The organism is Phycobacter sedimenti (genome assembly GCF_038148855.1).
Classification (GTDB): Bacteria; Pseudomonadota; Alphaproteobacteria; order Rhodobacterales; family Rhodobacteraceae; genus Phycobacter; species Phycobacter sedimenti.
On record NZ_JBBVGR010000003.1, the window covers coordinates 351,674 to 377,847 of the forward strand.

Genomic DNA, 26,174 nt, shown 5'->3' on the forward strand with positions numbered 1-26,174 from the left:
TTGGCGCAGCCTTGCCCCCAAGGACAGGGCTCGTCCATGGGGGCGGATGGGCGCTGCCCGACCTAACGGTCGAGCAAGGATTTAGTGGAACAAATACTTGTTGTTTTCCAGAATGATCCGCAGGATCATAATACCCAGCAAGACCGCCAGCGGCGTCAGGTCGATACCACCCAAATCTGGCAGAATTCGGCGGATCCGACCATATAGCGGCTCAAGAATACGATTGAGGCCATACCAGATCTGCGCCACAAACTGCTGCTGAAGATTGAGAACTTGAAAGTTGATCAGCCAGCTCATGATCACATGGGCGATAACGAAGAACCAGACCACGTCCAAGAGTAGCTTCAAGATATCGTAAAGCGAGGTCATTCGTTTTTCCTTCTTCCAACAGCCAACAGGTAAGCAGACATGGCCCGATGCGCAAGCCTTCCGCGAGGTTGCGGTTGACGGGCGGTAAATGGGTGGCATGACGGGCACGCAACAGCCGGAGTGCCCGCCCCATGTTCCCAATCGTGCGCCTTTTGAAGGATCTTTATGTCGCCAGCCGCATGGAGCCGCTGCCGCTGACGGCAGTACACCGCTCCAGCCATATCTGCTGGCCCTGGGATCTGGATATCTGGCTGGAGCTGAACAACGGCCGCGCCATGACCCTTTATGATCTGGGGCGCACCATGCTGGCGCAGCGCGTGGGGCTGATCGGCGCCCTGCGGGCGAACCGTTGGGGGATGACGGTTGCGGGCACCTCGGTCCGGTTTCGCCGCCGCATCCGGGGCTTTGAACGTTTCGAGATGCGCAGCCGCGCGGTGGCCTGGGATGACAGGTTCATCTACCTGGAACAATCCATGTGGAAATCCAACGGTGACTGCGCCAGCCATGTGATGCTGCGCACCGCGGTGACGGATGCAAACGGAATTGTCCCTCCGGCGAAGGTCCTCGCAGCGATCGGCAAAGAGGATGCAGAAAGCCCCGCAATGCCCGATTGGATCAAGGCCTGGTGTCAGGCGGATGCCACACGGCCCTGGCCACCGATGGCTGACGCGCAGGAGGGGCTTGCCTAGCACCGTCCACGCCTGTCTTATCGGCAGCAACAAACGTCAGGGGGACGGGCAAGATGGCCGAGATTTCACAACGCAAGCGGATCTGGGGATGGTGGTTCTTTGACTGGGCCAGCCAGCCCTATCACACGCTGCTGGTCACCTTTGTTTTTGGTCCCTTCTTTGCCGCCGTCGCCGCCGATTACTTTCTGGGGCAAGGTCTGAGCGAGGCCGCCGCCGAAGCCGAGGCCCAGACGGTCTGGTCCATCGGCATGACCGTAACGGGGCTATTCATCGGCTTTGGCGCGCCATTTCTGGGGGCACTGGCGGATATATCGGGGCGCAAGATGCCCTGGATCATGGTTTTCTCGATCATGTACCTGATTGGCGCCTGGGGGCTATGGTACATGGATCCCGCAGGCAGCAACCTGTGGTGGATGCTGATGAGTTTCGGGTTCGGCTTCATAGGCGCGGAATTCGCACTGATCTTTGTCAACGCCCAGCTGCCCTCGCTCGGCAGCAAGGAGGAGGTCGGCGCAATATCGGGATCCGGCTTTGCCTTTGGGTACCTGGGCGGGGTGATCGCGCTTTTCATCATGCTCCTTTTGTTCGTGGAGCAGGGCAACGGCAAGACGCTGATCGGGCTGGATCCAGTCCTGGGCCTTGATGCGCAGGCACGGGAAGGCACCCGCGCCGTCGGTCCGATGACCGCCATCTGGTTTGCCGTGTTCATGGTGCCGTATTTCCTGTGGGTGCACGATGACCGTGCGACCGGCCAACGCGGCACGATGCGTCAGGCCGCAAGGATGGTCGTCGATCTCGTTTCAGGGCTACGCCACCGCGGCAGTCTGACCAGCTACCTGATCTCCTCCATGCTGTATCGGGATGCGCTGAACGGGCTCTACGCCTTTGGCGGTGTCTACGCGAGCCTAGTTCTGGACTGGTCGATCACCTCCATCGGCATCTTTGGAATTATCGCTGCGATCTCGGCCACCCTGTTCAGCTGGCTGGGCGGCAAGGCAGACACACGCCATGGTCCCAAACCTGTGATCATCGTCGCCATTCTGGTACTCACTCTGGTCTGCGTCACCGTCGTCTCCATGTCGCGTGAACAGTTCTTTGGCATGCCTCTGCCTGACGGCTCCACCCTGCCGGATGCCGTTTTCTTTGGCTGCGGCGTGCTGATCGGCGGTTTCGGCGGAATCCTGCAGGCTGCCAGCCGCAGCCTGATGGTGCGCCATACGGACCTGGCCAAAGCCACGGAAAGCTTTGGTCTTTATGGGCTTTCCGGTCGCGCCACGGCCTTCCTTGCACCCGCCCTGATCGGCCTGGCCACCACAATCACCGGCAGCGCGCGCCTAGGCATCACTCCCGTTATCGGTCTCTTTGTATTAGGCTTGATTCTGCTGAAGTGGGTGAACGCTGAGGGAGACCAGAAATGAGACTGCTGATTGCGACGCTTTTCGCTCTGTCGGGGCTTGTTGGCCCTGCACTGGCCGAGACGCCCGCAAAACAGCTTTTCGGCGCAAAGGCAACCGGCTCACAGCAGCGCCCTGCCCCACTGGGATCCTATGCCAAAGGCTGCGTTGCGGGAGCCGTCGAGCTACCGGAAACCGGTCCCACCTGGCAGGCCATGCGTCTGTCGCGCAACCGTAACTGGGGGCACCCTGAAACCATCGACTACATCCGCGATCTGAGCCGGTTTGCCGCCACGCTGCAGGGGTGGAAGGGACTTTACATCGGCGACATAAGCCAGCCCCGTGGCGGACCGATGCTGTCGGGGCATCGCAGCCACCAGATCGGCCTTGATATCGATATCTGGATGCTGCCGCCCGATCGTCTGACCCTCAGCCGCGCCCAGCGCGAGGAAATCTCCTCGATATCCCTGCGCCGCGCCAAGGGTGCCTATGTGAACGGCAGCTGGAGCCGTCAACATCATGACCTGCTGAAAGCCGCCGCAAGCGATCCGCGCGTTGCTCGCATCTTTGTCTTTCCGGGGGCCAAGGTGCAGATGTGCAAAGACGCCAAGGGCGACCGGCGCTGGCTGCGCAAGATCCGCCCCTGGTGGGGGCATCACTATCATTTCCACGTCCGGCTGAACTGTCCGCGAGGCGCCCGTGGCTGCGTGGATCAGGATCCGCCGCCACGCGGGGACGGCTGCGCAGATGCCCAGAAATGGGTCAATGACATCCTGAACCCGCCCCCGCCCAAGCCGCGCGACCCCAATGCGCCCAAACCCAAGCCGCGCCGCGACTACACGCTCAAGGATCTTCCCCGGCAATGCGCCGCCGTACTTCAATCCGACTGACCCTTTTCATTCTTCCCGCACTTGCCTTGGCGATTGCCGCCTATGCCGGTACGCATGCGGGACAGTCAAAAGGGCATGCACGGTTTCTGTCGGCCTTCACGTGGACACCGCCAGCTGCACAGGCGGCCCCTTGGTTCGGCGGATTTTCCGGGATCGAAATGCTGGACGAGGGTCGCAAGATTGTCGTGCTCAGCGACCGAGCAACTCTGGTGTTCGCAACACTGGAGCGCAGCGGTGGTCTCATTTCCGGAGCAAACATCACCAAAGCCCGCGCGCTCAGGTCCTCAACCGGTAAGATCATCAAAGGGCCAGTCATGGACAGCGAAGGGCTTGTTCATGCGCCGGACGGGCGTCTCTTCATTTCATACGAAGGCGTCTCACGAATTGCTCAACACCAATTGGGCAAAACCCCTGCCAGGGTCCTGCCCCGCCCCGCAGCATTTCGTCAGCTGCCCTTCAACAAATCTCTCGAAGCTCTGGCAATGGATCCGGACGGGCGTCTCTACACCATGCCAGAGAATGCTCCGGACGAGAACGGCAACATTCCGGTCTGGCGCTGGGACGGCCAGCGCTGGAGCACCGCCTTCAGCCTGCCCCGACGCAACGGCTTTATGCCAGTGGGTGCTGATTTTGGCCCGGACGGGCGCCTTTATGTTCTTGAGCGGCGGTTCCTGCTCCTCGGTTTCCAAAGCCGACTGCGCCGCTGGGATGTCACCAAAGACGGCCCCCGGAACGAAATGATACTCTTGCGGACAGCGTTGGGAACCCATGACAACCTCGAAGGAGTGTCCGTGTGGCGTGACCCGGCCGGACACTTGCGGGCGACCATGATTTCCGACGACAATTTCAGGTCCCTGCAGCGCACGGAACTGGTGGAGTACAGTCTTCCCGACTGATCGGTTCGATTGAACCAGAGCGCCCGCAGCGTGCTCCAGCACGCTGCCCGGCCCAACGGCCGATGGGTCATCTTCGATGGCCCGTTCGGTGGGCGGGAGGGCTGCCCTGTCTGCCACACAAGACCTTGCCAAGTTCAATAAAACGGACTAACTGGCCCGATCCTCGGCGCAACCACGTCGCGCCAAGCCTCAAACAAGTCTCCGCTACCTTGTCAAAACGGACCAGATACATGACACGATCCCATATCCCCGGCATTCTTGCCATGGCTGCCGTCGTGGTGGCCTCCAACATCCTGGTGCAATTCCTGTTCGGCCAGTGGCTGACCTGGGGCGCCTTCACCTATCCCATCGCCTTTCTCGTCACCGATGTGATGAACCGTGTTTACGGTGAAGGCCCGGCACGCCGTGTTGTCTTTGCCGGTTTTATCGTGGGCGTGATCTGCTCGCTCATCGGCACCCAGATCATGGGCGAATTCGGCCCGCTCGTGACCCTGCGCATCGCTATCGGTTCTGGCCTTGCCTTCCTGACTGCTCAGCTTCTGGATATTTCCGTGTTCTCCGCACTGCGGACCGGCAAATGGTGGCGCGCACCGCTCGCCTCGACCCTGGTCGGCTCCAGCGTCGATACCGCGCTGTTCTTTACCATCGCCTTTTCCGGGGCGCTGTCCTGGATCGAGCCCGCAAACGATGTCTCCTGGGCCGGTGAGATGCTGCCAATCCTCGGCGCAGGCCCGGTTGCCCCGCTCTGGGTTTCTCTGGCGGTTGCGGACTGGATGGTGAAACTGTCGCTTGCCCTCGTGGCGCTGGTTCCCTTCCGGCTCATCGTCAACCGGCTGACCGCCCAGAACAGCTGACCGGCAGGTCAGCCCTCGTGCTCAGAAATGCAACAGCTTCGGCCTCCGATTTTCGGGGGCCGTTCTTTTTTGTTTGGCAGATCGGAAAAACCGTGCAACGCTCAAGTGAGCGGAAACAGAAATGTAAAGGAGGTGATCCAGTGTCAAGAAAGGTATTGGAGCAAGGTGTTGGAACAACCGGAGGGTCCGCCTGCTGAGGCAGCCCTTTGCTGTGTGGTCCCCGCGGCTGATTTGCCTTGCGCAGATCTAACCGACCCGACCTCCTGAAAACTTTCGAAGGGCCGTCCCGCGTGGGGCGGCCCTTTTACCTTGCCGCTTCCCGCTGTAGGCTCCGCCCCAAGATGATACGGATCACTGACGATATCACCCTGCAGGACTGGGAAATCACCGAAAGCTTTGTCCGCGCCTCGGGGCCGGGCGGGCAGAATGTGAACAAGGTCGCCACCGCGGTCGAGTTGCGGTTCGAGGCCGCGCGCTCCCCGTCCCTGACACCGGCGGTCAAGGCCCGCCTGAAACGGCTGGCGGGTCGGCGATGGACCAAGGAGGGCGCCATCATCCTGCAGTGCGACGAAACCCGCTCGCAGCAGCGCAACCGCGATATCGCCAGCGATCGTCTTGCCGATCTTGTGCGCAAGGCGCTGGTCGTACCGAAACACAGGATCGCGACAAAACCCACGCATGGATCGGTGCGCCGCCGCCTTGAGGCCAAAAAGCAGCGCAGCCAGATCAAGGCCGGACGCGGCAAGGTCGATCCCGAGTAACGGGTGGGGCCGACATGATCAGAGATTGCACCTGCCGGGATCGCTGCTAAAGCTATCAAAAAGAGATTAGATCAATACGGAGAACGACTTATGCGGCTTGCAGGGAAAACGGCGATTGTAACCGGGGGCGCCTCGGGATTTGGGGCCGGGATTGTCGAAAAGTTCCTCGCCGAAGGCGCGCGGGTGATGATTGCGGATATCAACGCGGATGCTGCCGCCGCCCTGGCCGAGAAAAAAGGCAGCGCCGCCATCGCGCAGGCCGTCGATGTCTCCGACGGCGCATCGGTCAACACAATGGCCGAGGCCGCGCTCACCGCCTTTGGACATGTGGACATCCTGATCAACAATGCCGGCGTGACCCACCTGCCCACCCCGCTGGATCAGGTCAGCGAGGAAGACTTCGACCGTGTCTTCAACGTCAACATGAAGTCCGTCTACCTCACCGCCCGCGCCCTGGTGCCGCATATGAAGTCACGCAGCAGCGGCGCGATCCTCAACGTGGCCTCCACGGCCGGTGTTTCACCGCGCCCGAACCTCAACTGGTACAACGCCTCAAAAGGCTGGATGATCACCGCAACCCGCACCATGGCGGTCGAGCTGGCACCGGCTGGTGTGCGCGTCAACGCCATCAATCCGGTGGCAGGGGAAACTCCGCTTCTGAAGTCCTTCATGGGCGAAGACACCCCCGAGGTACGGGCCAAGTTCCTCTCGACCATTCCGCTGGGACGGTTTTCCACCCCCGATGACATGGGCAACGCCGCCTGCTTCCTCTGCTCGGATGAGGCCTCGATGATCACCGGGGTCGCCATGGAGGTTGATGGCGGTCGCTGTATCTGACAGAGCCCGCTTACCGACCGGTAGAAGCCCTTTTCAGGAGGATCGCCATGCGCCCTGGCCCCCGCAATCTGATCACCGACGTTCCCGGCGTTCTTGTCGGGAATGCGCAGGATGACGCCTTGAAGTCCGGCGCAACGGTGTTAACCGCTGACAGTCCGTTTACCGCCTCGGTCCATGTGATGGGCGGCGCGCCGGGGACGCGTGAAACCGATTTGCTGGCACCGGACAAATCGGTCGCCCAGATTGACGCGCTGGTTCTGTCGGGCGGTTCGGCCTTTGGTCTTGATGCCTGTTCGGGCGTCGTTGATGCGCTGCGGGCCGCTGGTCGCGGGTTCCGCCTCGGGCCTGCAATCATCCCACTGGTGCCCGGCGCTATCATTTTCGATCTGCTGAATGGCGGCGACAAGGACTGGCAGGAAAACCCATATCGCGCCCTCGGCCGCGCAGCCTTTGAGGCTGCGGGCATGGATTTCGACATCGGCACGGCTGGCGCCGGCACCGGCGCGCTGACGGCAATGGTGAAAGGCGGGCTTGGCTCAGCCTCCTTCGTACTTGAAAGCGGCATCACGGTCGGCGCGCTTGTTGCGGCCAACCCGATGGGCGCTGTCACCACGCCTGGTGATCGGCACTTCTGGGCCGCGCCGTTTGAGGTGGACGGCGAATTCGGCGGACTGGGACCGGATCCGCGCGGCGGACTGGGCCAGGCCGAGACAAGCCGCAAGGTGCAGGCCATGCGCCAGCAGGCCGAGGGACTGCCCCTGCCGGATGAACGCGGCAACACCACCATCGCCATTGTTGCGACCGACGCGGACCTGACCAAGGCGCAATGCCAGCGCCTGGCCACGGCAGCCCATGACGGCATCGGCCGCGCCACCCTGCCCGCCCATGCACCGGGCGACGGGGACCTTGTTTTTGCTGCTAGTACCGGAACCCGCGCCTTGACCGCGCCAGAAGCGGAACTGGGCCAGATCGGACATGCTGCGGCGCTGTGCCTCAGCCGTGCGATTGCCCGTGCAGTTTACGAGGCAAGGCCCGCCTCCGAGGACCTGTTGCCCTGTTGGAATGCCACGTAAGTGCCGCCACAGGATCAGCAAAACCCTGCAGATTTCCCCTGGCGCGTCAAAACGTCCATTGACTATCACCGCCAATGCACTCGTATTCCGGGTAGCCAACTCAAACTGGAGCAAGCATATGAAACGTCTGATGTCCGCTGCCTTTATTGGCCTCCTGGCCGCACCTGCCTTTGCCGAAGGCGATGCCGCCAAGGGTGAAAAAGGCTTCAACAAGTGCAAATCCTGCCACATGGTCGTCTCGGACAGCGGCGAAACTATCGTCAAGGGCGGCAAGACGGGCCCGAATCTTTGGGGCGTGGTGGGTCGCACTGCCGGCACGGCAGAAGGCTTCAAATACGGCAGCGACCTGGCCGCAGCCGGTGAAGCGGGCCTGGTCTGGGACGAAGAGAACTTTGTGGCCTTCACCCAGGATCCCCGTGCATACCTGCGCGAATACCTGGACGACAGCAAGGCCAAGTCGAAGATGTCCTTCAAGCTGAAAAACGGTGGCGAGGACATCTATGCCTTCTTGGCCCAGCATGGACCTGCCGCCTCGGAGTAGTCCTCAAGGCACAAAATTTCGGCACAGCAGGCCGCGGCCCCCGGGGCGCGGCCTTTCGCGTAATTGCTCCTGATCCTAATTGCGACTAGCAAATTGAAGAGACGCTGACCGAACCTGTTCCAGCGACCGCATTTTGGGGATTGAAACGGATTTGAACCACAGATGACGCATCCGATCCCGGCCTGGGTGAACGGCGAACTGATACCCGTGGACAAGCTGGCCGCTCATGAAGAGGGGCTGAAACACAAGGCCGTTTCGGTGTTTGTGGTGAAAGGGACCGAGATCCTGTTGCAGCGCCGCGCCATGGGCAAGTATCACACGCCGGGCCTGTGGGCGAATACCTGCTGCACCCACCCCATGTGGGACGAGGCCGCCTCTGCCTGTGCGGTGCGCCGCATGGAGGAGGAGCTTGGCATCACCGGGCTTTACCCTGAGTTTCGCCATCAGCTGGAATACCGGGCCGATGTCGGCCACAGCATGATCGAACATGAGGTTGTGGATGTGTTCCTGGCTCATGCCCACAGGCCCGTCAATCTTGCTCCGAACCCGGATGAGGTGATGGAAACGCGCTGGGTCGACTATCATGATCTGATCGCCGAAGTGCAGCGCCACCCGGAGCGCTTTACGCCCTGGCTTAAGATCTACCTGACAAACTACGCCGACATCATATTTGGCCCGGACCTGATCATCGCGGCCTCGGGCTGATCTGCGCGCCGCGGAAATTGCACGGCCGATCTTGCCCTTTCCTGCCCCGGCGTGCTTTTAACGGTCAGACGAAAGCTCGACGGGAGGCGCGGAATGACCATTCTAATTGCTGGTAGCGGTATTGCAGGGCTGACGCTGGGCCTGACATTGCACCAAATTGGTGTGCCCTTCCACATCTGCGAATCCGCGCCCGAGCTGAAACCGATGGGGGTTGGCATCAACCTTCAGCCCAATGCCGTGCGCGAACTGATGGACCTGGGGCTTTCGCAAGAGCTGGACAATATCGGAGTGCGCACGCGGCAGCTGGGCTTCTACACCAAGCTGGGCAAGACCATCTGGGAAGAGCCGCGCGGCCTTGAGGCGGGCTATGCCTGGCCGCAGTATTCCGTGCATCGCGGCGCCCTGCAGATGATGCTCTATGAAGCGCTGATTGCGCGCGCCGGGCCAGGGTGTATTTCTACTGGCGCCCGCGCGGCAGGGTTTGAAAACACCAAGGACGGTGCGACCCTTCTGCTGGCCGATGGCCGCCGTATGGACGGCAAACTGCTCATTGCGGCCGATGGCATCCACTCTGCCCTGCGCAAGCAGATGTATCCCAATGAGGGAGAACCGATCTGGAACGGCCGCATTCTGTGGCGCGCAACCACGCAAGGGCCGGTCTGGAACGGTGGCGGCGCCATGTGCATGATCGGTCACAACGCGCTGCGCATGGTGGCCTATCCGATCTCAGATCCGGATGAAAACGGCATCGCCACAATCAACTGGATCGCCGAGAAGAGTTTTGATCCCGACTCGGCCTGGAAAAAGGAAGACTGGAACCGCGCGGCTGACATCAATGATTTTATCGGCGATTTTGAGGACTGGCGGTTTGATTGGATAGACGTCCCCGGCCTCATTCGTGGAGCAGACGTGGTCTATGAGTACCCGATGGTGGACCGCGACCCCCTGGAGAAATGGACCGATGGCGCCGTGACCCTGATGGGGGATGCAGCCCATCCGACCTATCCGGTTGGCTCCAACGGCGCCAGCCAGGCCATTCTGGATGCCAGGCTTATCGGAGTGGCATTGCTGAACCGTGGCGTGAGTGGGGCGGCACTGGAAGCCTATGAGGCACAGGTGCGGCCGCTTACAACGAATGTTGGTCTTGCCAACCGTACTGCAGGCGGACCCGATGCGGTTTTGCAGATGATCGAAGATCTCTGTGCCGGCGACTTCAACACCATTGAGGACGTCGTTTCAAAGAAGAGCCTCGCAGAGCATGCCGCCAAATACAAATCCATCGCCGGCTTCAGCATTGAAGACCTGAACGCCCGCCCGCGCACAATCGCCGAAGGCGCGCGCGTTTCGTGATGCTCGGGGGGCTCCCGCCCCTTTGGTACATCATCACAGATGATGCACGTCGGGTTGGGCGTAGCGCTGCACGATGTGCAGCGCAGGAAGGGCTGCTGAGATGGCTTTCAGGGGCAGATCTGCCCTGAAAGCGCAATCTACAGTCTGATGATCAGAGCCGAGTCGCCTCAAGGGTAAACCACGCCGATGGCGTGGCCGCACATGCGGCCCTTGACCCGAATCGGCTCTATTGCCGTTGGCGGGACCGCGACGCGCGTCAGCGCGGCGCCAGGCCCAAGGCCACCAAGGGGCGTTGCCAAAGGCAAGGCACCTGCGGGCGCGGGAGCTCACCGCGTTTGGTGTCACGATCTGGACGCTATACTCCGATCACCGCTTGGACGGCACGTTGCCAGCGGGCATAAGCCGCTTCGCGCTGCGCCTCTTGCATGGCGGGAGTAAACCGCCGGTCGCGCGCCCAGGTCTCCGCAAACCCTTGCTGGTCGGGATATAGACCTGCCTTCATTCCCGCCAGCCATGCCGCGCCCAGTACCGTTGTTTCCTGCATCACCGGGCGATCCACCGGGGCGCCCAGAATGTCCGAGAGGCTTTGCATCGTCCAGTCACTGGCGCTCATCCCGCCATCAACACGCAAAGTGACGTTGCTTTCCACGTCCTCGGCTGCGGCGCCCTGCCAATCGGCCCGCATCGCTTCCCACAGGTCGCGGGTCTGATAGGCGACACTCTGCAGCGCGGCACGCGCGAACTCTGAAGGGCCCGAATTGCGGGTGAGACCAAACATGCCACCGCGACAGTCCGGCTCCCAATAGGGCGCGCCAAGGCCCGTGAAGGCCGGCACCAATATCACGTCCTGCCCCGGATCCGCCGAGGCCGCCAGCCCGCCGCTTTCCTGGGCGGAGCCGATGATACCAAGTCCGTCGCGCAACCACTGCACCGCAGCACCGGCGATAAAGATCGAACCCTCCAGCGCATAGGTCGGCTTGCCATCCAGTTGGTAGGCGATTGTGGTCAGCATCCGATTGCGGGATTCAACAGGCGTGTCCCCTGTATTGAGCAGCGCAAAACACCCCGTTCCATAGGTGGACTTCATCATGCCCGGCTCGAAACAGGCCTGACCGATGGTGGCTGCCTGCTGGTCTCCGGCCACGCCCAGAATCGGGATTTCCCCGCCGAAATGCGCAGTTTCAACCGTACCGAAGTCTGCTGCGCAGTCCTTGACCTCGGGCAGCATATCCATCGGCACATCCAGGATCTTGCAGATCTCGGCGCTCCAGCCGCCCTTGCGGATGTCAAACATCAGCGTGCGCGAGGCGTTGGTCGCATCCGTCACATGAGATGCACCGCCCGTCAGGCGCCAGATCAGGAAGCTGTCGATGGTGCCGAACATCAGCTTGCCATCAGCTGCCCGCGCGCGGGCCCCCGGCACTGTATCGAGGATCCATTTGACCTTGGTGCCCGAGAAATAGGGGTCCAGCAGCAGACCGCTGGTCTGGTGCACCAGATCGCTGTGACCGGCGGCACGCAGGTCCTCGCAGATGGCCGAGGTGCGGCGGTCCTGCCAGACGATGGCCTTGTGGATCGCCTGCCCGGTCTTTCGATCCCAGACAACGGTGGTTTCGCGCTGGTTGGTGATCCCGATCGCGGCGATCTGCGCGGCCGTCACGCCCTGCTGCGCGATCACCCGGCGGCAGACCTCCAGTGTCGAAGACCAGATCTCCTCGGGGTCGTGTTCCACCCAGCCCGCCTGCGGGAAATACTGCGGAAACTCCTGCTGGGCGCTGCCTGCGACCTGCATCTTGTCATCAAACAAGATCGCCCGTGTCGAGGTGGTGCCTTGGTCGATCGCCAGAATATAACTCATCTCCTGCCCTCTCTCCTGTCGTTCTGAGGGCAGACTTTAGACGCAAACCTGTTAGCGCGACCAGCCCCTACTAATCACTTAGTTGCGGAACCGGAATGTTGTCGATGAGCCGTACGTCGTCAAGCCAGACCGCCGCCAACAGTCGTGCTGGACAGGACGGCATCTGCAGGGGTGCCAGCGTATCGGCGCAGCGCAGGTCAAGATACTCGATCTCTCCAAAGCCTGCCGCAGTGAGGGCCGCACGCGCATCCGGTTCTATCTGGGCAAGGCTCTCTCCCGCCGCCAGCCGGGCGGCGCAGCCTGTCATGATCGGGTAAAGCTGGCCTGCCTTCTCAAGAGCCTCAGCCGACAGGCGCATATTGCGGGAGGACATGGCAAGGCCCGAGGCCTCACGCACGGTCGGGCAACCAACGACCTCGATCGGGATATCAAGGTCCCGCGCCATGCAGCGCACCACCATGAGCTGCTGAAAATCTTTCTCTCCGAAAAACGCCTTGTGCGCCCCGGTTTGAAGGAACAGCTTGGCCACCACCGTGGCAACCCCATCGAAATGGCCGGGACGAAAGGTGCCTTCCAGCACATCGGTGACCCCTTCGACCGAGACAGAGGTGGCATAGCCTTCAGGGTAAATCTGATCAGGGTCGGGCACATAGACCACGTCCACGCCGTAGGGCGCCAGTTTCTCGGCATCCGCCTGTTCGGTGCGAGGATATTTGGCCAGATCCTCGGCGCTATTGAACTGCCTCGGATTCACAAAGATGGTCACGATCACCCGGTCGCAGGCGGCTTTGGCCGCTTCCACCAGGGAGAGGTGACCGGCATGAAGGGCGCCCATGGTTGGAACGACGCCAACCACTTCTCCAGCGCGGATCCAGGTGGCGTGTTTTTCGCGCAGATCGGCCAGACGGCGCAGAATAGGAGCGGTCATGTCTCGGCTCAGTCCTTTTTCGGGGTGACGTCTGCAAAGACATGTTCGGGCGCCGGGAAGCTGCGCGCGCGCACCTCGGCGGCATAGGCTTCGATTGCGGTTTTGGCACTGGGGCCAAGATCGGCGTAGCGTTTGACGAATTTCGGCTTGAAGGCCGTGAACATGCCCAGCATGTCATCCACGACCAGCACCTGACCGTCGCAGCCTGCCGAAGCGCCGATGCCGATGGTTGGGATCGTGATGTCGGCGGTGATCCGGTCTGCCAGAGCCTGGGGCACCTTTTCCAGCACCACCGCAAAGGCGCCTGCCTCGGCCACAGCGCGGGCATCTGCGATCACCGCATCCGCCTGCGCATCGCGCCCCTGCACCTTGTAACCGCCCAGCGTGTTCACCGACTGTGGCGTGAGACCAATGTGGGCCATCACAGGTATGCCCCGTTTCACGAGGAAACGGATGGTCTCTGCCATCTCGACGCCGCCTTCCAGCTTGACCGCGCCAGCGCCGGTTTCCCGCATCAGCCGCGCGGCATTGCCAAAGGCCTGCTGTGGCCCCTCTTCGTAAGAGCCAAACGGCATGTCGATCACCATCAAGGCGCGCTTCAACCCACGCGCCACCGCCTGACCGTGCAGGATCATCATCTCCATGGTGACCCCAAGCGTCGAGGGCAGCCCGTGCAGCACCATGCCGACGCTGTCGCCCACCAGCACAAAGTCGCAGGTATCGTCCATCAGTGCCGCCATCGGCGTAGTATAGGCGGTCAGGCTGATGATCGGATCCTTGCCCTTCTGGGCACGGATGTCTTCGGCCGTGATGGCCTTTGTCTGGATGTTGGCGCTCATCTTTTTCCCATGTTTCGTTCGGGTTGCGCACGGCTATCATTTCGCAGTGACAGCATCCAGTGCGCGAAATGTCCCCTTGGCGGAGGTCTTGTGCTCTCTGCCGTTATTTCAGGGACTTACCCCCTTGATTACTTCCGCAAAAACGGGACAGAGTTGAGGAAAAGCTCGAACCGAAGGGCACCTTTCCAACTCAGGGAGTTTCAAAGTGACATTCAGATCCATCCTCTTCGCCGCCGGATCAGCCCTTGCGCTGAGCACCTCAGCCGCCTGGGCCAAAGACAGCATCACCGTCGGTCTGCAACTTGAGCCGCCGCATCTGGACCCGACCAGCGCCGCAGCCGGCGCCATCGACCAGGTGCTCTATTCCAATGTTTTCGAGGGTCTGACCCGTTTCATGGGCGATGGATCCGTTGTGCCAGGCCTCGCCAAAAGCTGGGAAATCTCCGATGACGGGCTGACATATACCTTCATGCTCAACGAAGGCGTCACCTTCCACGACGGCACGACCATGGACGCGGAGGACGTGAAGTTCAGCCTCGACCGCGCCCGCGCCGAGGACAGCACAAACGCGCAAAAGGCGCTGTTTGCCGATATCGACGATGTCACCGTGGTTGATCCGATGACGGTCAAGCTGACCCTCAGCAAGGCCAATGGCAATATGCTGTTCAACCTGGCCTGGGGCGATGCGGTGATCGTGGCGCCCGAAAGCATTGATGACATCAAGACGGCGCCCGTAGGCACCGGCGCCTTCAAGTTCGCAGGCTGGGTGCAGGGTGACCGAATCGATCTGGAAAAGAACGCTGACTACTGGGGCACACCTGCCAACCTGGAAAAGGCGACGTTTAAGTTCATCTCCGACCCCACCGCCGCCTTTGCCGCCGTGATGGCCGAGGATGTGGATGTCTTCTCGGGCTTCCCGGCACCGGAGAACCTGCCCCAGTTCGAAGCCGATCCGCGGTTCCAGGTGCTGGTGGGCTCGACCGAAGGGGAAACCATCCTCTCCACCAACAACAAGCAGGCGCCCTTTGACAATGTGAAAGTGCGCGAGGCGCTGGCCCATGCCATCGACCGCCAGGCGATCATCGATGGCGCCATGTTCGGCTACGGCACGCCGATTGGTACGCATTTTGCACCGCACAACCCAGCCTATGTGGATCTGACCGGCCAGTCCGCCTTTGATCCCGAAAAGGCCAAGGCGCTGCTGGCCGAGGCCGGTCTGCCGGACGGGTTCGAGACCACGCTGCACCTGCCGCCCCCGTCGTATGCGCGCCGCGGTGGCGAGATCATCGCGGCCCAGCTGGCGAACGTCGGCATCAAGGCCGAGATCATCAACGTGGAATGGGCACAGTGGCTGGAGACCGTGTTCCGGGGCAAGAATTTCGGCCTGACCATCGTCAGCCATACGGAGCCGATGGACATCGGCATCTATGCCCGCCCCGAATACTATTTCCAGTATGACAACGCCGCGTTCCAGCAGTTGATGACCGATCTCAACGGCACCACGGACCCGGACAAGCGGACCGCCATGCTGCAAGAGGCGCAAAAGATGATCGCTGATGACTATGTGAACGGCTACTTGTTCCAGCTCGCCGCGCTGAGCGTTGCCAAGGCCGACCTTCAGGGGCTTTGGGCCAATGCGCCGACGCAGGCCACCGACCTGACAGCCGTCAGCTGGGCGAACTAAGCCACCACTTGAACCGAACGAGACGGGCGCACCTAGGTGCGCCCTTTTCTATTGGCCAAGACCGCGCCGAGCGCGCAAATAAGCAACCCTCTGGCGGATCACATCGCGGATCTCACCGCCCCGTGCTTCATCGCGCAAAGTGCTGAACCAGTGTTCCGCCGGATTCCGGCCCAGCCTGTGGCCCTTGAACTCCAGGGCGCGCAGCACTTCCTCTGCCTCATGCGGCAGGCGCTCCGGGATCTCGGCTCCGCACAGCGTGGCCCAGACCCCGCTCCACAGCCGCCCGACCGACCAGGGATTATACCCCCCGCCGCCCAGCACAAGGAAACGGGGCGCCATCCCCATCAGCGATTTCACCACGGCCCAATGGGCGTTGTTCGTCAGATCCAGATGCGCCTGCGGGTCTTCGCGCACCGCATCCGCGCCGCATTGCAGAACAATGGCATCGGGCTTGAATTGCGTCAGGGCTGGCAGGATCAGCTCTTCGCGCACCAGATCCATTTCGCTGTCATGAAAGCCCCGCGGGACCGGCAGGTTGAGGGCCGATCCACCCGCGCCATCCTCCAACAGGCCCGTCTTGGGCCAGAGGTTTTCCTCATGAACCGAGATCATCAGGATATCCGGATCGCCCGCAAACCCATGCTCCACGCCGTCGGGATGATGGGCGTCGATATCGACATAGGCGATGCGACGTAGCCCATGTGCGGCTCCGTGATGGCGCAGCGACAGGATCGCCAGAACCGGATCGTTCAGGTAGCAGAACCCATTGGCCCGGTCCGGCAGTCCATGATGGGTGCCGCCTGCCGGATGGTAGATCACGCCGCCCTGAGCCAACATCTCTCCGGCCAGGATCGCTCCCCCGGCCGAGGTCGCGGGCCTGCGGAACATCTCGGGGAAGACAGGGTTTGAGACCGTGCCGAGATGATGCCGCGCCTTGATATGGGCAGCGACCTCTTGCACGCGCTCAGCCTCCTGCAAGGCCGCGATGTAGTCGGGCGAATGCCAGGCCGCCAGCGCGGCAGGCCGGGCACGCGGCGAGGTCACATAGGAGGCATCCGAAAGCCACCCCATCGCCCGCGTCACATCCATTACGGTCGACACCCGAGGCACCCTCAAAGGATGCCACCCGCCATAGCTGGAATGGCGGTAGATCTCGTGCCCGATGAACTGAGGATCTTCTTTCATCCCGGTGAGTTAGCCCATTTTTCGAGCAAACCAAACACCCTTGCGCGATTGCCGCACGAATGCAGTGTCCAGGCTGATTGTCCGCAGGCCAGATGTCAAAAAATCTATGTCCAGCTCCAAAAGATCCACGACTATGGCTGGACCATTAAGCCGCGCGATTCTAGCGTGCCTCATAATGATACGATATTCTTTGAAACGTCTCTTGTCCCTGTGCCTCAGCCTTGCTGTGGCCTCGGTCGTGATTTTTGCCATCATCGAAATAGCTCCGGGGGACCCTGCCGAGTTCATGCTCGGGATCAACGCCCAGCCCGATACCGTGGCCGCGCTGCGCAGCGAGTTGGGGCTCGATCAATCGAAACTGGAACGCTACTTAAGCTGGGTCGGCGGCATGCTGACCGGAGATTTCGGCACCTCCTACACCTATCGTACGCCCGTGTCCGAGATGATCGCCGACCGGCTTTGGGTGTCGCTGCCACTGGCACTTTATGCGCTGGCACTGTCGACGCTGATTGCCTTTCCCGCCGGGATCTATGCGGCCGCGCGCCGGGGCAAACCCGGTGACATGGCCGTTATGGGAGCCACGCAGCTGGGCGTTGCGATCCCGAATTTCTGGTTTGCCATGCTGCTGGTTCTGGTCTTTGCCATCAACCTGCGCTGGTTCAGCGCCGGCGGCTTTGCGGGCTGGGATGACGGGCTGGCAGCGGGATTGAAATCCCTGACCCTGCCCGCGATTGCGCTGGCTCTGCCACAGGCGGCAATCCTGGCGCGGGTGATGCGTTCGGCGCTGCTGGATATCCTGGGCGAAGACTTCATGCGCACCGCCCGCGCAAAGGGGCTGAGCCGCAGACAGGCGCTGTGGCGGCATGGGCTGCGCAATGCCCTGATCCCGGTGCTGACCATCATAGGTCTGCAGTTCTCCTTCCTTCTGGCTGGCGCCATCATTATCGAGCAGGTGTTCTATCTGCCCGGTCTGGGGCGGCTGGTGTTTCAGGCCATCTCCTCACGCGATCTGATCGTGGTGGAATCGGTGGTGATGCTCTTGGTGTTTGCGGTGATCACGGTGAATTTCCTTGTCGATCTGGCCTATGCGCTGGTCGACCCCCGCCTGAGGAGCCGCACATGAGCCGAAATCTGCTTCTTGGCGCTATCCTGTCCTCGCTGGTGATCCTGGCGGCGCTGGTCTCCTACGTCTGGACGCCCTTTGACCACACGGCGATGAACATCCCCGAAAAACTGCAACGCCCCGGCGCCGTGCATTGGCTGGGTACGGATCATTTCGGGCGCGATATCTTCTCCATGATCATGGTTGGCGCGCGCACCTCGCTGGCCGTCGCGCTGGTGGCGGTAGGGATCGGTATGGCCATCGGCATCCCGCTGGGTCTGACCGCTGCTGCCCGCAAGGGGTCGTGGCTGGACGAGTTGATCATGCGCGGCAATGATCTGGTCTTTGCCTTCCCCTCGCTGGTGATCGCGATCCTGATCACCGCCATCCTTGGCCCGGGGGCCATCAATGCGATCATCGCGATCGGGATCTTCAACATCCCGGTCTTTGCCCGCGTCACCCGTGGCGCTGCCCTGCCCCTGTGGCAGCGCGAGTTCATTCTGGCGGCACAGGTCGCGGGCAAGGGCAGCGCGCGCATCTCGGCCGAGCATATCCTGCCCAATGTGGCGAACCTTCTGATCGTGCAGGGCACCATCCAGTTCAGCCTTGGCATTCTGGCTGAGGCGGGCCTCAGCTATGTCGGCCTGGGCGCGCAGCCCCCCACGCCCAGCTGGGGGCGGATGCTGGCGGACGCGCAGACCATGGTGAGCCTGGCCCCGCATCTGGCGATCATTCCCGGCTCGGCTATCGTGCTGACGGTGCTCGGGCTCAACCTGATGGGCGACGGGCTGCGCGACTGGCTCGACCCAAAACTGCGAGAGGCCCGCACATGAGCCTTCTTGAGATCAACGCGCTGACACTTTCCATCGGCAACCACCCGATCCTGAAAGGCGTCTCTCTTTCGGTCGAAGCCGGAGAAATCGTTGCCGTCACCGGCGAAAGCGGCTCAGGCAAGTCGATGACCGCCTTTTCGGTGATGCAGCTCCTGCCAGAGCGGACCACGACCAAGGGCCAGATCCTGCTGGAGGGCACCGATCTTCTGGTCCAATCAGAGGCGCAGATGTGCGCCCTGCGCGGCCAGTCCATCGGCATGGTCTTTCAGGAACCAATGACCGCGCTCAACCCGGTCAAGACGATCGGCGATCAGGTGATGGAAACCATCCTGATCCACAACGCCATGACCAGGCCCGAGGCCGAGGCCCGCGCCGCTGAGATGCTGGAGCGTGTGGGCCTGCCCGCAGATCGCTTCCCTCTCAGCCGGTTTCCGCATGAATTGTCGGGCGGTCAGAGGCAGCGGGTGGTGATCGCCATGGCCATCGCCCTGCGCCCCAAACTACTGATCGCGGATGAGCCGACCACCGCGCTCGATGTAACGACCCAAGCGCAGATCCTCGATCTTTTGAAGGACTTGGTGCAGGAATTCGGGATGGGCCTCTTGATCATCACCCACGATCTGGCGGTGGTGGCCGATCTCGCGGACCGGATCGTCGTTATGCGCCACGGCGAAGTTGTGGAGACAGGCGCTACGGATTGGCTGCTCAGAAACATGAGCCACCCCTATACAAAAATGCTCTTTGCCGCCTCGGCCCATGAGGTCACCCTGCCCGAGGTTCCGGCGGCCGAACCGCTGCTGCAAGTCAAAGGCGCCGTGCGCGACTATAAACTACCGCGCATCTCGCTCTTTGGCCCGCAGGACCACTATCGCGCGGTGAATGACGTGTCCTTCACCCTGAACCGGGGGGAGCGGTTGGGTCTGGTGGGCGAATCGGGATGCGGGAAATCGACCCTGACACGGGCCATTCTGGGGCTGGAGCCGTTGCAGGGGGGGCAGATCCTGCTGGATGGAGAGGTGGTCACAGCTGATCGCACCCCGGATCAGCGCCGCAAGATGCAGGTGGTGTTTCAGGACCCCTTCGGCAGTTTCAACCCGCGCCACCGGGTGGAACGGCTTATCACCGAGCCCTTTTACAGCCTGCCCGATCCTCCCACCGGCAGCGCCCGCACGGACCTCATTGCCGAAACCCTGACCGCTGTGGGGCTGCGCCCGGATGACGCGACCAAATACATCCACCAGTTTTCTGGCGGGCAGCGCCAGCGCATTGCCATTGCCCGCGCCCTGATCACCCGCCCCGAGTTGATCCTATTTGACGAGGCGGTCTCGGCGCTGGATGTCTCGGTGCGGGCGCAGATCCTCGATCTGTTGGCCGAGCTGTGCGACGCCTATGCGCTGACCTACCTCTTTATCAGCCACGATCTGTCGGTGGTGCGCACCATCACCGACCGTTGCCTTGTCATGCAAAAAGGGCAGATTGTAGAAGAAGGCGCCACCGAGGACGTGTTTGCAGCGCCGCAGCACCCCTATACCCAATCGCTGATCGCGGCGGCCCCCGTGCTGCCAGACCTCAGCCAGGGGGCTGCATGAGCCTGACGCTCTCGCTCATATTGCCCAAGGAGCATGCGGTTCTGACCAGCGTGCTGGCCGCCTATTTCGAGGAAACCGCCAGCAAGGCCCGCATCGCCCCCGGAAGCCGGGCAAGGCAGATGCTACACCGCAAGGATGTCACGGCGTTCTGGATCGTGAAGGACGGCAAGAGGATCGGTTTCGCCCTGGTGCTGAACCTGCCGGAGGATCGGCGTGAGCTGTCCGAATTTTCCATCTTCGCCCCCTATCGCCGACAGGGATATGGCCAGGACGCGGCCCGGCTCCTCTTGCAGGAGTTTCCCGGTTACTGGCGCATGGGTATTTCAGCGCAATCGCAGTCAGCCCTTGCGTTTTGGGGCACCTGTCTTAGCATCCTGCCTGGGATCATGGACCTGCGCGAGGGTGCCCCTTTCACTGAACTTCAAAGCAAAAGCTACTCTTTCCGGATTGCCGACCCGGCCTCCTGACAGACCACAGGACCATAACATGACCGAAAAAACTTCACCCCGCTTCGATCCCAGCCTTTGCCTTATTGGTGACAGCTGGAAACCAAGTGCAAGCGGCGCCACTCTGCCATTGATCAACCCATCGACCGGCGCTGAGATCTGCCAGATCGCACGCGGCGGCGAGGAAGACATTGATGCGGCGGTCAAGGCGGCCGAGGCTGCTCTCGATGGTGAGTGGGGCAGCATGAGTGCCCTTGAGAGGGGCCGTATCCTGACCCGTCTTGGCCAGCTGGTGCTCGATTGCGTCGAGGAGCTCGCAACGCTGGAAGCCATGGATGTTGGCAAGCCGCTGACGCAAGCGCGCGCCGATGCCGTGGCGCTGGCGCGTTACTGTGAATTCTACGGTGGCGCGGCGGACAAGGTGCACGGGGAAACGATCCCCTACCTTGATGGTTACACGGTCTACACCCTGCGCGAACCGCACGGTGTTACGGGCCATATCGTACCCTGGAACTATCCGATGCAGATCATTGGCCGCTCGGTTGGCGCGGCGCTGGCCATGGGCAATGCCTGCGTACTGAAACCCGCCGAAGAGGCCTGCCTCACGGCCCTGACCTTTGCGCAATTGGCGCGGGATGCGGGCCTGCCGGATGGCGCGCTGAACGTTGTGCCGGGCCTTGGCGCCGAGGCAGGCGCGGCGCTGACCGCGCATCCGGGCGTGCATCACATCTCTTTCACCGGCTCGGTTGCCACTGGCGCGCTGGTGCAGCAGGCCGCGGGCAGGAACGTGGTGCCGGTGACACTGGAGTTGGGCGGCAAATCGCCACAGCTGGTGTTCGATGATGCCGATCTGGACGCGGCACTGCCGTTCCTCGTCAATGCAGGCATCCAGAATGCAGGCCAGACCTGCTCGGCCTCCTCACGCATTCTGATCCAGCGCGGCGTTTATGAAGAGGTGAAGGCGCGGATGTCAGCCGCCTATGAGGGTCTGACCGTCGGCCCAGCAGCGGACGATATGCGCCTTGGGCCGTTGATCTCCTCCCGCCAGAAAGAGATCGTCGAAGGCTTTCTGGCCAAGGGCGCCGATCTCACCATCGCAGCGCAAGGACAGATCGTGGAAGGCGCGCCGGAGACTGGCGCCTACGTTCGACCAACCTTGTTCGCAGACGTGCCGCCTGCCCATGCGCTGGCACGCGATGAGATCTTTGGCCCGGTGCAGGTGCTGATCCCCTTCGACACCGAAGAAGAGGCCGTCGAAATCGCAAACTCAACGGACTACGGGCTGGTCGCCAGCGTCTGGAGCCGCGATGGTGGTCGGCAGATGCGGCTAGCCAAAAAGCTGCGCGCAGGGCAGGTCTTCCTCAATAACTATGGTGCAGGCGGCGGTGTCGAACTGCCCTTTGGCGGGGTCGGCAAATCCGGCCATGGCCGCGAAAAGGGCTTCGAGGCGCTTTATGGTTTCTCGCAGCTCAAGACCGTCGCAGCCTATCACGGTTGAGGGAGGCGTTCCTAAGAGGAATTGCGCTGCGCCTTGCGCATCGCGAGGGGGCAGGCCGCGCCTTCGGCGCGGCCTGCCGGGTCCTGGGGGAGAGCTTGCATGCATCATGCAAGAGATCCGCGCGGGAGCCCCCGGCCCTGAGCTGCGTCAGACGATGACCTCCATCCGCTCCTGAGCGCCTACTCCAAAAACACGCTTGTAGCGGGCAACTTCATCGGCAGGGCCCATCGCCTTTTCCGGGTTGTCAGAGAGTTTCACGGTTGGGCGCCCATTGGCGCTGATCGCTTTGCAAACCAGTGAAAACGGTGCCAGCCTGTCTCCCGGAACGAGCCCACGAAAATCATTCGTCAACAGCGTGCCCCAGCCGAACGAAACCTTCACTCGCCCTGCGAATTGCCGGTGCAGTTCAGCGATCTTGTCCACATCCAACCCATCGGAGAAGATCACCCGCTTTTGCGCCGGATCCTCTCCGCGTTCCTGCCACCATTTGATCGCCACCTCGGCCCCCGCCGCCGGATCGCCGCTGTCGATGCGAATGCCGGTCCAGCCCGCAAGCCAATCTGGCGCATGCTCCAGGAAGCCCTTCGTGCCATAGGTGTCAGGCAGAATGATCCGCAGGTTGCCGTCGTGCTCCTCATGCCAGTCCGACAGCACATCATAGGGTGCGCGGGCCAGATCCTCATCCGTTTCGGCCAAGGCAGAATAGACCATCGGCAATTCATGGGCATTGGTGCCGATCGCCTCCACCTCGCGGCGCATGGCGATCAGGCAATTGGAGGTGCCGGTGAATTTGTCACCCAAGCCTTCGATCATCGCCTGCACGCACCAGTCCTGCCACAGGAACCCATGCCGACGACGGGTTCCGAAGTCGGCGATCGACAATCCATCGATCTCGCGCAGCGCCTCGATCTTTTCCCAGACGCGGGTCATGGCGCGGGCATAGAGAACCTGCAGTTCGAACCGGCCCATGTCATTGAGGACAGCGCGGCTGCGCAGCTCCATCAACACGGCCAGCGCCGGGATCTCCCACAACATGACCTCGTGCCACTTACCTTCGAATGTCAGCTCGTACTGGTCTCCCCTGCGTTCCAGGTGATAGGGCGGCAGGCGCATCCCTTCGAACCACTCCATGAAATCCGGGCGAAACATCTGGCGCTTGCCGTAAAAGGTATTGCCCCGCAAAAACGTGCTTTCACCGCGCGATAGCGACAGAGACCGAATATGGTCGAGCTGCTCGCGCAGTTCTCCCTCGTCGATCAGGCGCGCCAAAGGAACATGAGTAGAGCGGTTGATCAATGAAAAGGTAACCTGTGTATCCGGCTTGGAGCGGAACACGGATTGGCACATCAACAGCTTGTAAAAATCAGTATCGATCAAAGAACGGATGATCGGATCGATCTTCCATTTGTGATTATAGACGCGGGTTGCAATATCCACCGGCAGCCTCGTTCTGTTGGTTTCTCAACGTGATAGGACAGAGGTACGCGGGGCGCAAAGAAAATCAGCTCACGCGCAACCGATGGGTGCGTCGCCCATGGGACAGCAGCGCCTCGATCAATTGGGGCCTGCTGATGGGTTTGGTCAGGAACTCATCCATTCCCGCCTCAAGGCAGTCCGCCCTGTCGGTATCAAAGGCATTGGCGGTCAGCGCAATGATCACCGGCTGTCGGATGGGCTGGGCCCGAATGATCCGCGTTGCCTCGATCCCGTCCATGACCGGCATGCTCATGTCCATCAGGATGATGTCCGGAAGAAACGTCTGCGCGCGCTGGATCGCTTGCGCACCGTCAGAGGCGATCTCGATTTCGATCTTAAAATCCTTGAGGAATTTCTGCACCAGGATCTGGTTGACGCGATTGTCCTCGGCAACCAGAAGCCGCATCCCCTTCAGGGCCACGGCGGTCATTGTGCCATTCAGCTCTGCTTCAGATCTGGCGCGGGCTGAGCCACCCGCAGTTTGGGACGGGCCAAATGGCAAGCGCACCTTGAAACACGATCCCTGCCCTGGCTCGGAGGTGACGGAAATCTCCCCGCCCATTGCATCGGCCAAGCGTCGACAGATCGCCAGCCCCAGCCCGGTTCCACCAAACCTGCGGCTTATGGCGGCGTCAGCTTGGGAGAACCGCTCAAAGATCCGGGGCAACATGTCTTCCTGGATCCCGATCCCGGTATCCCTGACCTCAAAGATCAGTTCCGTCGCATTGGCCACGGGCTCAGCCCGCAACGTGATCTCCACCTGACCGGCTTCGGTGAACTTTATGGCATTGCCCACAAGGTTGGTCAGAATCTGACCCAATTTACGATCATCGCCATTGAGGACTTCGGGAACAGTCCGATCACAGGAGAACACCATATCCAAGGATTTCGCATCGGCCTGAGACTGCAGGAGGCGGATCGTATTTTCGAAACACTGCCGCGGATTGAAATCCTCCGCATCAAGTGAGACCTCGCCCGAGTTGAGCTTCGACAGGTCCAGCACATCGTTGATCAGGTCAAGCAAAGTGCGTGCAGAGCTGAGAATCGTCTCTGCATAAAGCTGCTGATCGGCATCCAGATCCGTATCTTCCAGAAGCTGAGCCATTCCGATTACCCCGTTCATGGGCGTGCGGATTTCGTGGCTCATGGTAGCAAGGAATTCGGACTTTGCACGGGCCCCGTCTTCGGCGGCGCGCCGGGCCTTCTCCAGCTTGACGGCGTATTCCTTGGACTCGGTCATATCGCGCTCTACGGCAATATAGGTGGCCACCTCTCCCTTGTCGTCGAGCATCGGCACCTGATTGGTTTCAACCCAGATTTTCTTGCCATCTTTGCGCTGGTTGAGCAGCTGCACCCGAAACGGAGCCTTTCTCAACCGCCCGTCTTCAACCGTCCGGATGACTTCCGGGTCGGTTTCGGGATGATTGAGCAGTTCACCGGGATTACGGCCAATCGCGTCTTCGGCACTCCAACCGGTGATACGGGTGAAGGCATCGTTCACCCAGATGATCTGGCCATCGCGGTCCATCAATATGACGCTGTCGTTGGCGTGCCGCGCCACCAGGGCCAGACGCTGGGTTTCCAACTGTTGCGCATAAAGCCGTTGGTAGGCCGTTTCCAGTTCCTGACGCTGAAGGGCCTGGGCCAAAAGGCTGCTGCGAGTCCGGTGGAAGTTCCGCGTCGCGAAGGACAAAAGCCAAAACAACGAGCCAAAGAAGATACAAAGCGCCAGGAGGTGGAGACGTGTATCCTCCATATCGCCGCCCAAGACCGGCCCGCGCATCAGAATGACCAGGATCGGGGTCGCCACATAGATCACCATCCTGACGGCCACGGCAAGCCTGTTGAACGGAAACAACAGCCCGGCATTGAGCCCCGCACTGGTCAGCAAACCGATCGAAAACAACTGGTCGTATTCATGGAAACTCTCGATCCCGCTGAACGGAACAAGAAAAGCCCAGATCGGTGCTGTGGCTCCGATGGATATGCCCAAAGCATGCAGCATCGCCGTGACCACACTGATATACCGGATCCGTTGCTCGGCTATGTCATTCCGACGCAGATCACGCCGCGCCCGGCCCAGGTAGACGCAGTCGATGAGATCCGGGATCGTGGCGACCAGAAAGCTGATCAGCGCGACGATGGGCGAAATCAGGATGGCAAGGGCCAGGGAGACGACAACCGAGAACGCAACACGCGCCTTGAAACCGTTGATCCGCCCCTTGGAGTAACGATCCAGCAAACCGACGGAACTGAACCGTCGGTAATGGTTGGTCAGCGGCCCGTTGCCAGACATGCGCTGCTCGTTCATCGGAATTACCTGTGTATGCAAGAGTGCTTCCTTGATAGACGAACCTCTCTTTATGAAGCCCTAACC

At 61.5% G+C, this 26,174-nt stretch carries 24 protein-coding genes; 17 read left to right on the plus strand and 7 right to left on the minus strand.

Annotation, left to right across the window (positions count from 1 at the left end):
- Nucleotides 1-81 precede the first annotated feature (81 nt).
- Entirely contained in the window at nt 82-369 is a 288-nt protein-coding gene (locus tag AADA15_RS07360) for a YggT family protein (protein WP_341640892.1), read from the minus strand.
- Between the two features lie 131 nt (nt 370-500).
- Here AADA15_RS07360 and AADA15_RS07365 point away from each other — a divergent pair, with 131 nt between their 5' ends.
- The 11 genes from AADA15_RS07365 (at nt 501) to AADA15_RS07415 (ending at nt 10,359) form a co-directional block, all read left to right on the plus strand.
- Nucleotides 501-1,058 carry an acyl-CoA thioesterase gene (locus tag AADA15_RS07365; protein ID WP_341640893.1) on the plus strand — a complete coding sequence of 186 codons (558 nt, stop codon included), beginning with the start codon at nt 501-503 and terminating at the stop codon, nt 1,056-1,058.
- 53 nt (nt 1,059-1,111) lie between these two features.
- A complete protein-coding gene (locus AADA15_RS07370; protein WP_341640894.1) occupies nt 1,112-2,476 on the plus strand; it encodes an MFS transporter in 1,365 nt (454 codons plus the stop codon).
- On the plus strand, nt 2,473-3,342 hold the full coding sequence (gene mepA, locus AADA15_RS07375) for a penicillin-insensitive murein endopeptidase (RefSeq protein WP_341640895.1): 870 nt from the start codon (nt 2,473-2,475) through the stop codon (nt 3,340-3,342). The genes AADA15_RS07370 and mepA overlap by 4 nt, the downstream gene beginning before the upstream one ends.
- Nucleotides 3,315-4,238: an esterase-like activity of phytase family protein gene (locus AADA15_RS07380; protein ID WP_341640896.1), complete on the plus strand. Its 924-nt coding sequence runs from the start codon at nt 3,315-3,317 to the stop codon at nt 4,236-4,238. The genes mepA and AADA15_RS07380 overlap by 28 nt, the downstream gene beginning before the upstream one ends.
- Nucleotides 4,239-4,468: 230 nt before the next feature.
- Nucleotides 4,469-5,092, plus strand: coding sequence for a queuosine precursor transporter (locus AADA15_RS07385; protein WP_341640897.1), 624 nt, complete (start codon nt 4,469-4,471; stop codon nt 5,090-5,092).
- Between the two features lie 341 nt (nt 5,093-5,433).
- Nucleotides 5,434-5,853: an alternative ribosome rescue aminoacyl-tRNA hydrolase ArfB gene (gene arfB / locus AADA15_RS07390; RefSeq protein WP_341640898.1), complete on the plus strand. Its 420-nt coding sequence runs from the start codon at nt 5,434-5,436 to the stop codon at nt 5,851-5,853.
- Nucleotides 5,854-5,943: 90 nt separating this feature from the next.
- Complete coding sequence (locus AADA15_RS07395) at nt 5,944-6,690, plus strand: SDR family oxidoreductase (protein WP_341640899.1); 747 nt, start codon at nt 5,944-5,946, stop codon at nt 6,688-6,690.
- A 47-nt stretch (nt 6,691-6,737) separates the two neighbouring features.
- Nucleotides 6,738-7,763, plus strand: a complete 1,026-nt coding sequence (locus tag AADA15_RS07400) for a P1 family peptidase (protein WP_341640900.1) — start codon at nt 6,738-6,740, stop codon at nt 7,761-7,763.
- Between the two features lie 118 nt (nt 7,764-7,881).
- The gene (locus tag AADA15_RS07405; protein ID WP_341640901.1) at nt 7,882-8,304 is read left to right on the plus strand and encodes a c-type cytochrome; all 423 of its coding nucleotides are present in this window, start codon (nt 7,882-7,884) and stop codon (nt 8,302-8,304) included.
- Between the two features lie 162 nt (nt 8,305-8,466).
- Entirely contained in the window at nt 8,467-9,009 is a 543-nt protein-coding gene (gene idi, locus AADA15_RS07410; protein WP_341640902.1) for an isopentenyl-diphosphate Delta-isomerase, read from the plus strand.
- A gap of 93 nt (nt 9,010-9,102) precedes the next feature.
- Nucleotides 9,103-10,359 carry a flavin-dependent oxidoreductase gene (locus AADA15_RS07415; protein WP_341640903.1) on the plus strand — a complete coding sequence of 419 codons (1,257 nt, stop codon included), beginning with the start codon at nt 9,103-9,105 and terminating at the stop codon, nt 10,357-10,359.
- 355 nt (nt 10,360-10,714) lie between these two features.
- On the opposite strand, the gene glpK is transcribed toward AADA15_RS07415, so the two are convergent.
- The 3 genes from glpK to panB form a co-directional block, all read right to left on the minus strand.
- The gene (glpK, locus tag AADA15_RS07420; protein ID WP_341640904.1) at nt 10,715-12,217 is read right to left on the minus strand and encodes a glycerol kinase GlpK; all 1,503 of its coding nucleotides are present in this window, start codon (nt 12,215-12,217) and stop codon (nt 10,715-10,717) included.
- Between the two features lie 70 nt (nt 12,218-12,287).
- Nucleotides 12,288-13,145, minus strand: a complete 858-nt coding sequence (gene panC / locus AADA15_RS07425) for a pantoate--beta-alanine ligase (protein ID WP_341640905.1) — start codon at nt 13,143-13,145, stop codon at nt 12,288-12,290.
- An 8-nt stretch (nt 13,146-13,153) separates the two neighbouring features.
- Nucleotides 13,154-13,984: a 3-methyl-2-oxobutanoate hydroxymethyltransferase gene (gene panB / locus AADA15_RS07430; RefSeq protein ID WP_341640906.1), complete on the minus strand. Its 831-nt coding sequence runs from the start codon at nt 13,982-13,984 to the stop codon at nt 13,154-13,156.
- A 205-nt stretch (nt 13,985-14,189) separates the two neighbouring features.
- Here panB and AADA15_RS07435 point away from each other — a divergent pair, with 205 nt between their 5' ends.
- Nucleotides 14,190-15,668, plus strand: a complete 1,479-nt coding sequence (locus tag AADA15_RS07435) for an ABC transporter substrate-binding protein (RefSeq protein WP_341640907.1) — start codon at nt 14,190-14,192, stop codon at nt 15,666-15,668.
- A 48-nt stretch (nt 15,669-15,716) separates the two neighbouring features.
- Here the strand turns inward: AADA15_RS07435 and AADA15_RS07440 are convergent, their stop codons facing one another.
- On the minus strand, nt 15,717-16,853 hold the full coding sequence (locus tag AADA15_RS07440) for an acetoin utilization protein AcuC (RefSeq protein WP_341640908.1): 1,137 nt from the start codon (nt 16,851-16,853) through the stop codon (nt 15,717-15,719).
- Nucleotides 16,854-17,028: 175 nt separating this feature from the next.
- On the opposite strand from AADA15_RS07440, the gene AADA15_RS07445 reads away from it, so the two are divergent.
- Genes AADA15_RS07445 through AADA15_RS07465 form a run of 5 tightly spaced genes read left to right on the plus strand, consistent with a single transcriptional unit; the run spans nt 17,029 to nt 22,321 of the window.
- Nucleotides 17,029-17,976: an ABC transporter permease gene (locus tag AADA15_RS07445; RefSeq protein ID WP_341640909.1), complete on the plus strand. Its 948-nt coding sequence runs from the start codon at nt 17,029-17,031 to the stop codon at nt 17,974-17,976.
- On the plus strand, nt 17,973-18,788 hold the full coding sequence (locus AADA15_RS07450; RefSeq protein ID WP_341640910.1) for an ABC transporter permease: 816 nt from the start codon (nt 17,973-17,975) through the stop codon (nt 18,786-18,788). Before AADA15_RS07445 ends, AADA15_RS07450 begins: the two co-directional genes overlap by 4 nt.
- On the plus strand, nt 18,785-20,377 hold the full coding sequence (locus AADA15_RS07455; protein ID WP_341640911.1) for an ABC transporter ATP-binding protein: 1,593 nt from the start codon (nt 18,785-18,787) through the stop codon (nt 20,375-20,377). The genes AADA15_RS07450 and AADA15_RS07455 overlap by 4 nt, the downstream gene beginning before the upstream one ends.
- Nucleotides 20,374-20,844 (plus strand): GNAT family N-acetyltransferase, encoded by a 471-nt coding sequence (locus tag AADA15_RS07460; protein WP_341640912.1) that lies wholly within the window; start codon nt 20,374-20,376, stop codon nt 20,842-20,844. The genes AADA15_RS07455 and AADA15_RS07460 overlap by 4 nt, the downstream gene beginning before the upstream one ends.
- Nucleotides 20,845-20,863: 19 nt before the next feature.
- The gene (locus AADA15_RS07465) at nt 20,864-22,321 is read left to right on the plus strand and encodes an aldehyde dehydrogenase family protein (RefSeq protein WP_341640913.1); all 1,458 of its coding nucleotides are present in this window, start codon (nt 20,864-20,866) and stop codon (nt 22,319-22,321) included.
- Nucleotides 22,322-22,468: 147 nt separating this feature from the next.
- On the opposite strand, the gene pncB is transcribed toward AADA15_RS07465, so the two are convergent.
- Nucleotides 22,469-23,758: a nicotinate phosphoribosyltransferase gene (gene pncB, locus AADA15_RS07470; RefSeq protein ID WP_341640914.1), complete on the minus strand. Its 1,290-nt coding sequence runs from the start codon at nt 23,756-23,758 to the stop codon at nt 22,469-22,471.
- 64 nt (nt 23,759-23,822) lie between these two features.
- Nucleotides 23,823-26,129 carry a PAS domain-containing hybrid sensor histidine kinase/response regulator gene (locus AADA15_RS07475; protein ID WP_341640915.1) on the minus strand — a complete coding sequence of 769 codons (2,307 nt, stop codon included), beginning with the start codon at nt 26,127-26,129 and terminating at the stop codon, nt 23,823-23,825.
- Between the last annotated feature and the right edge of the window lie 45 nt (nt 26,130-26,174).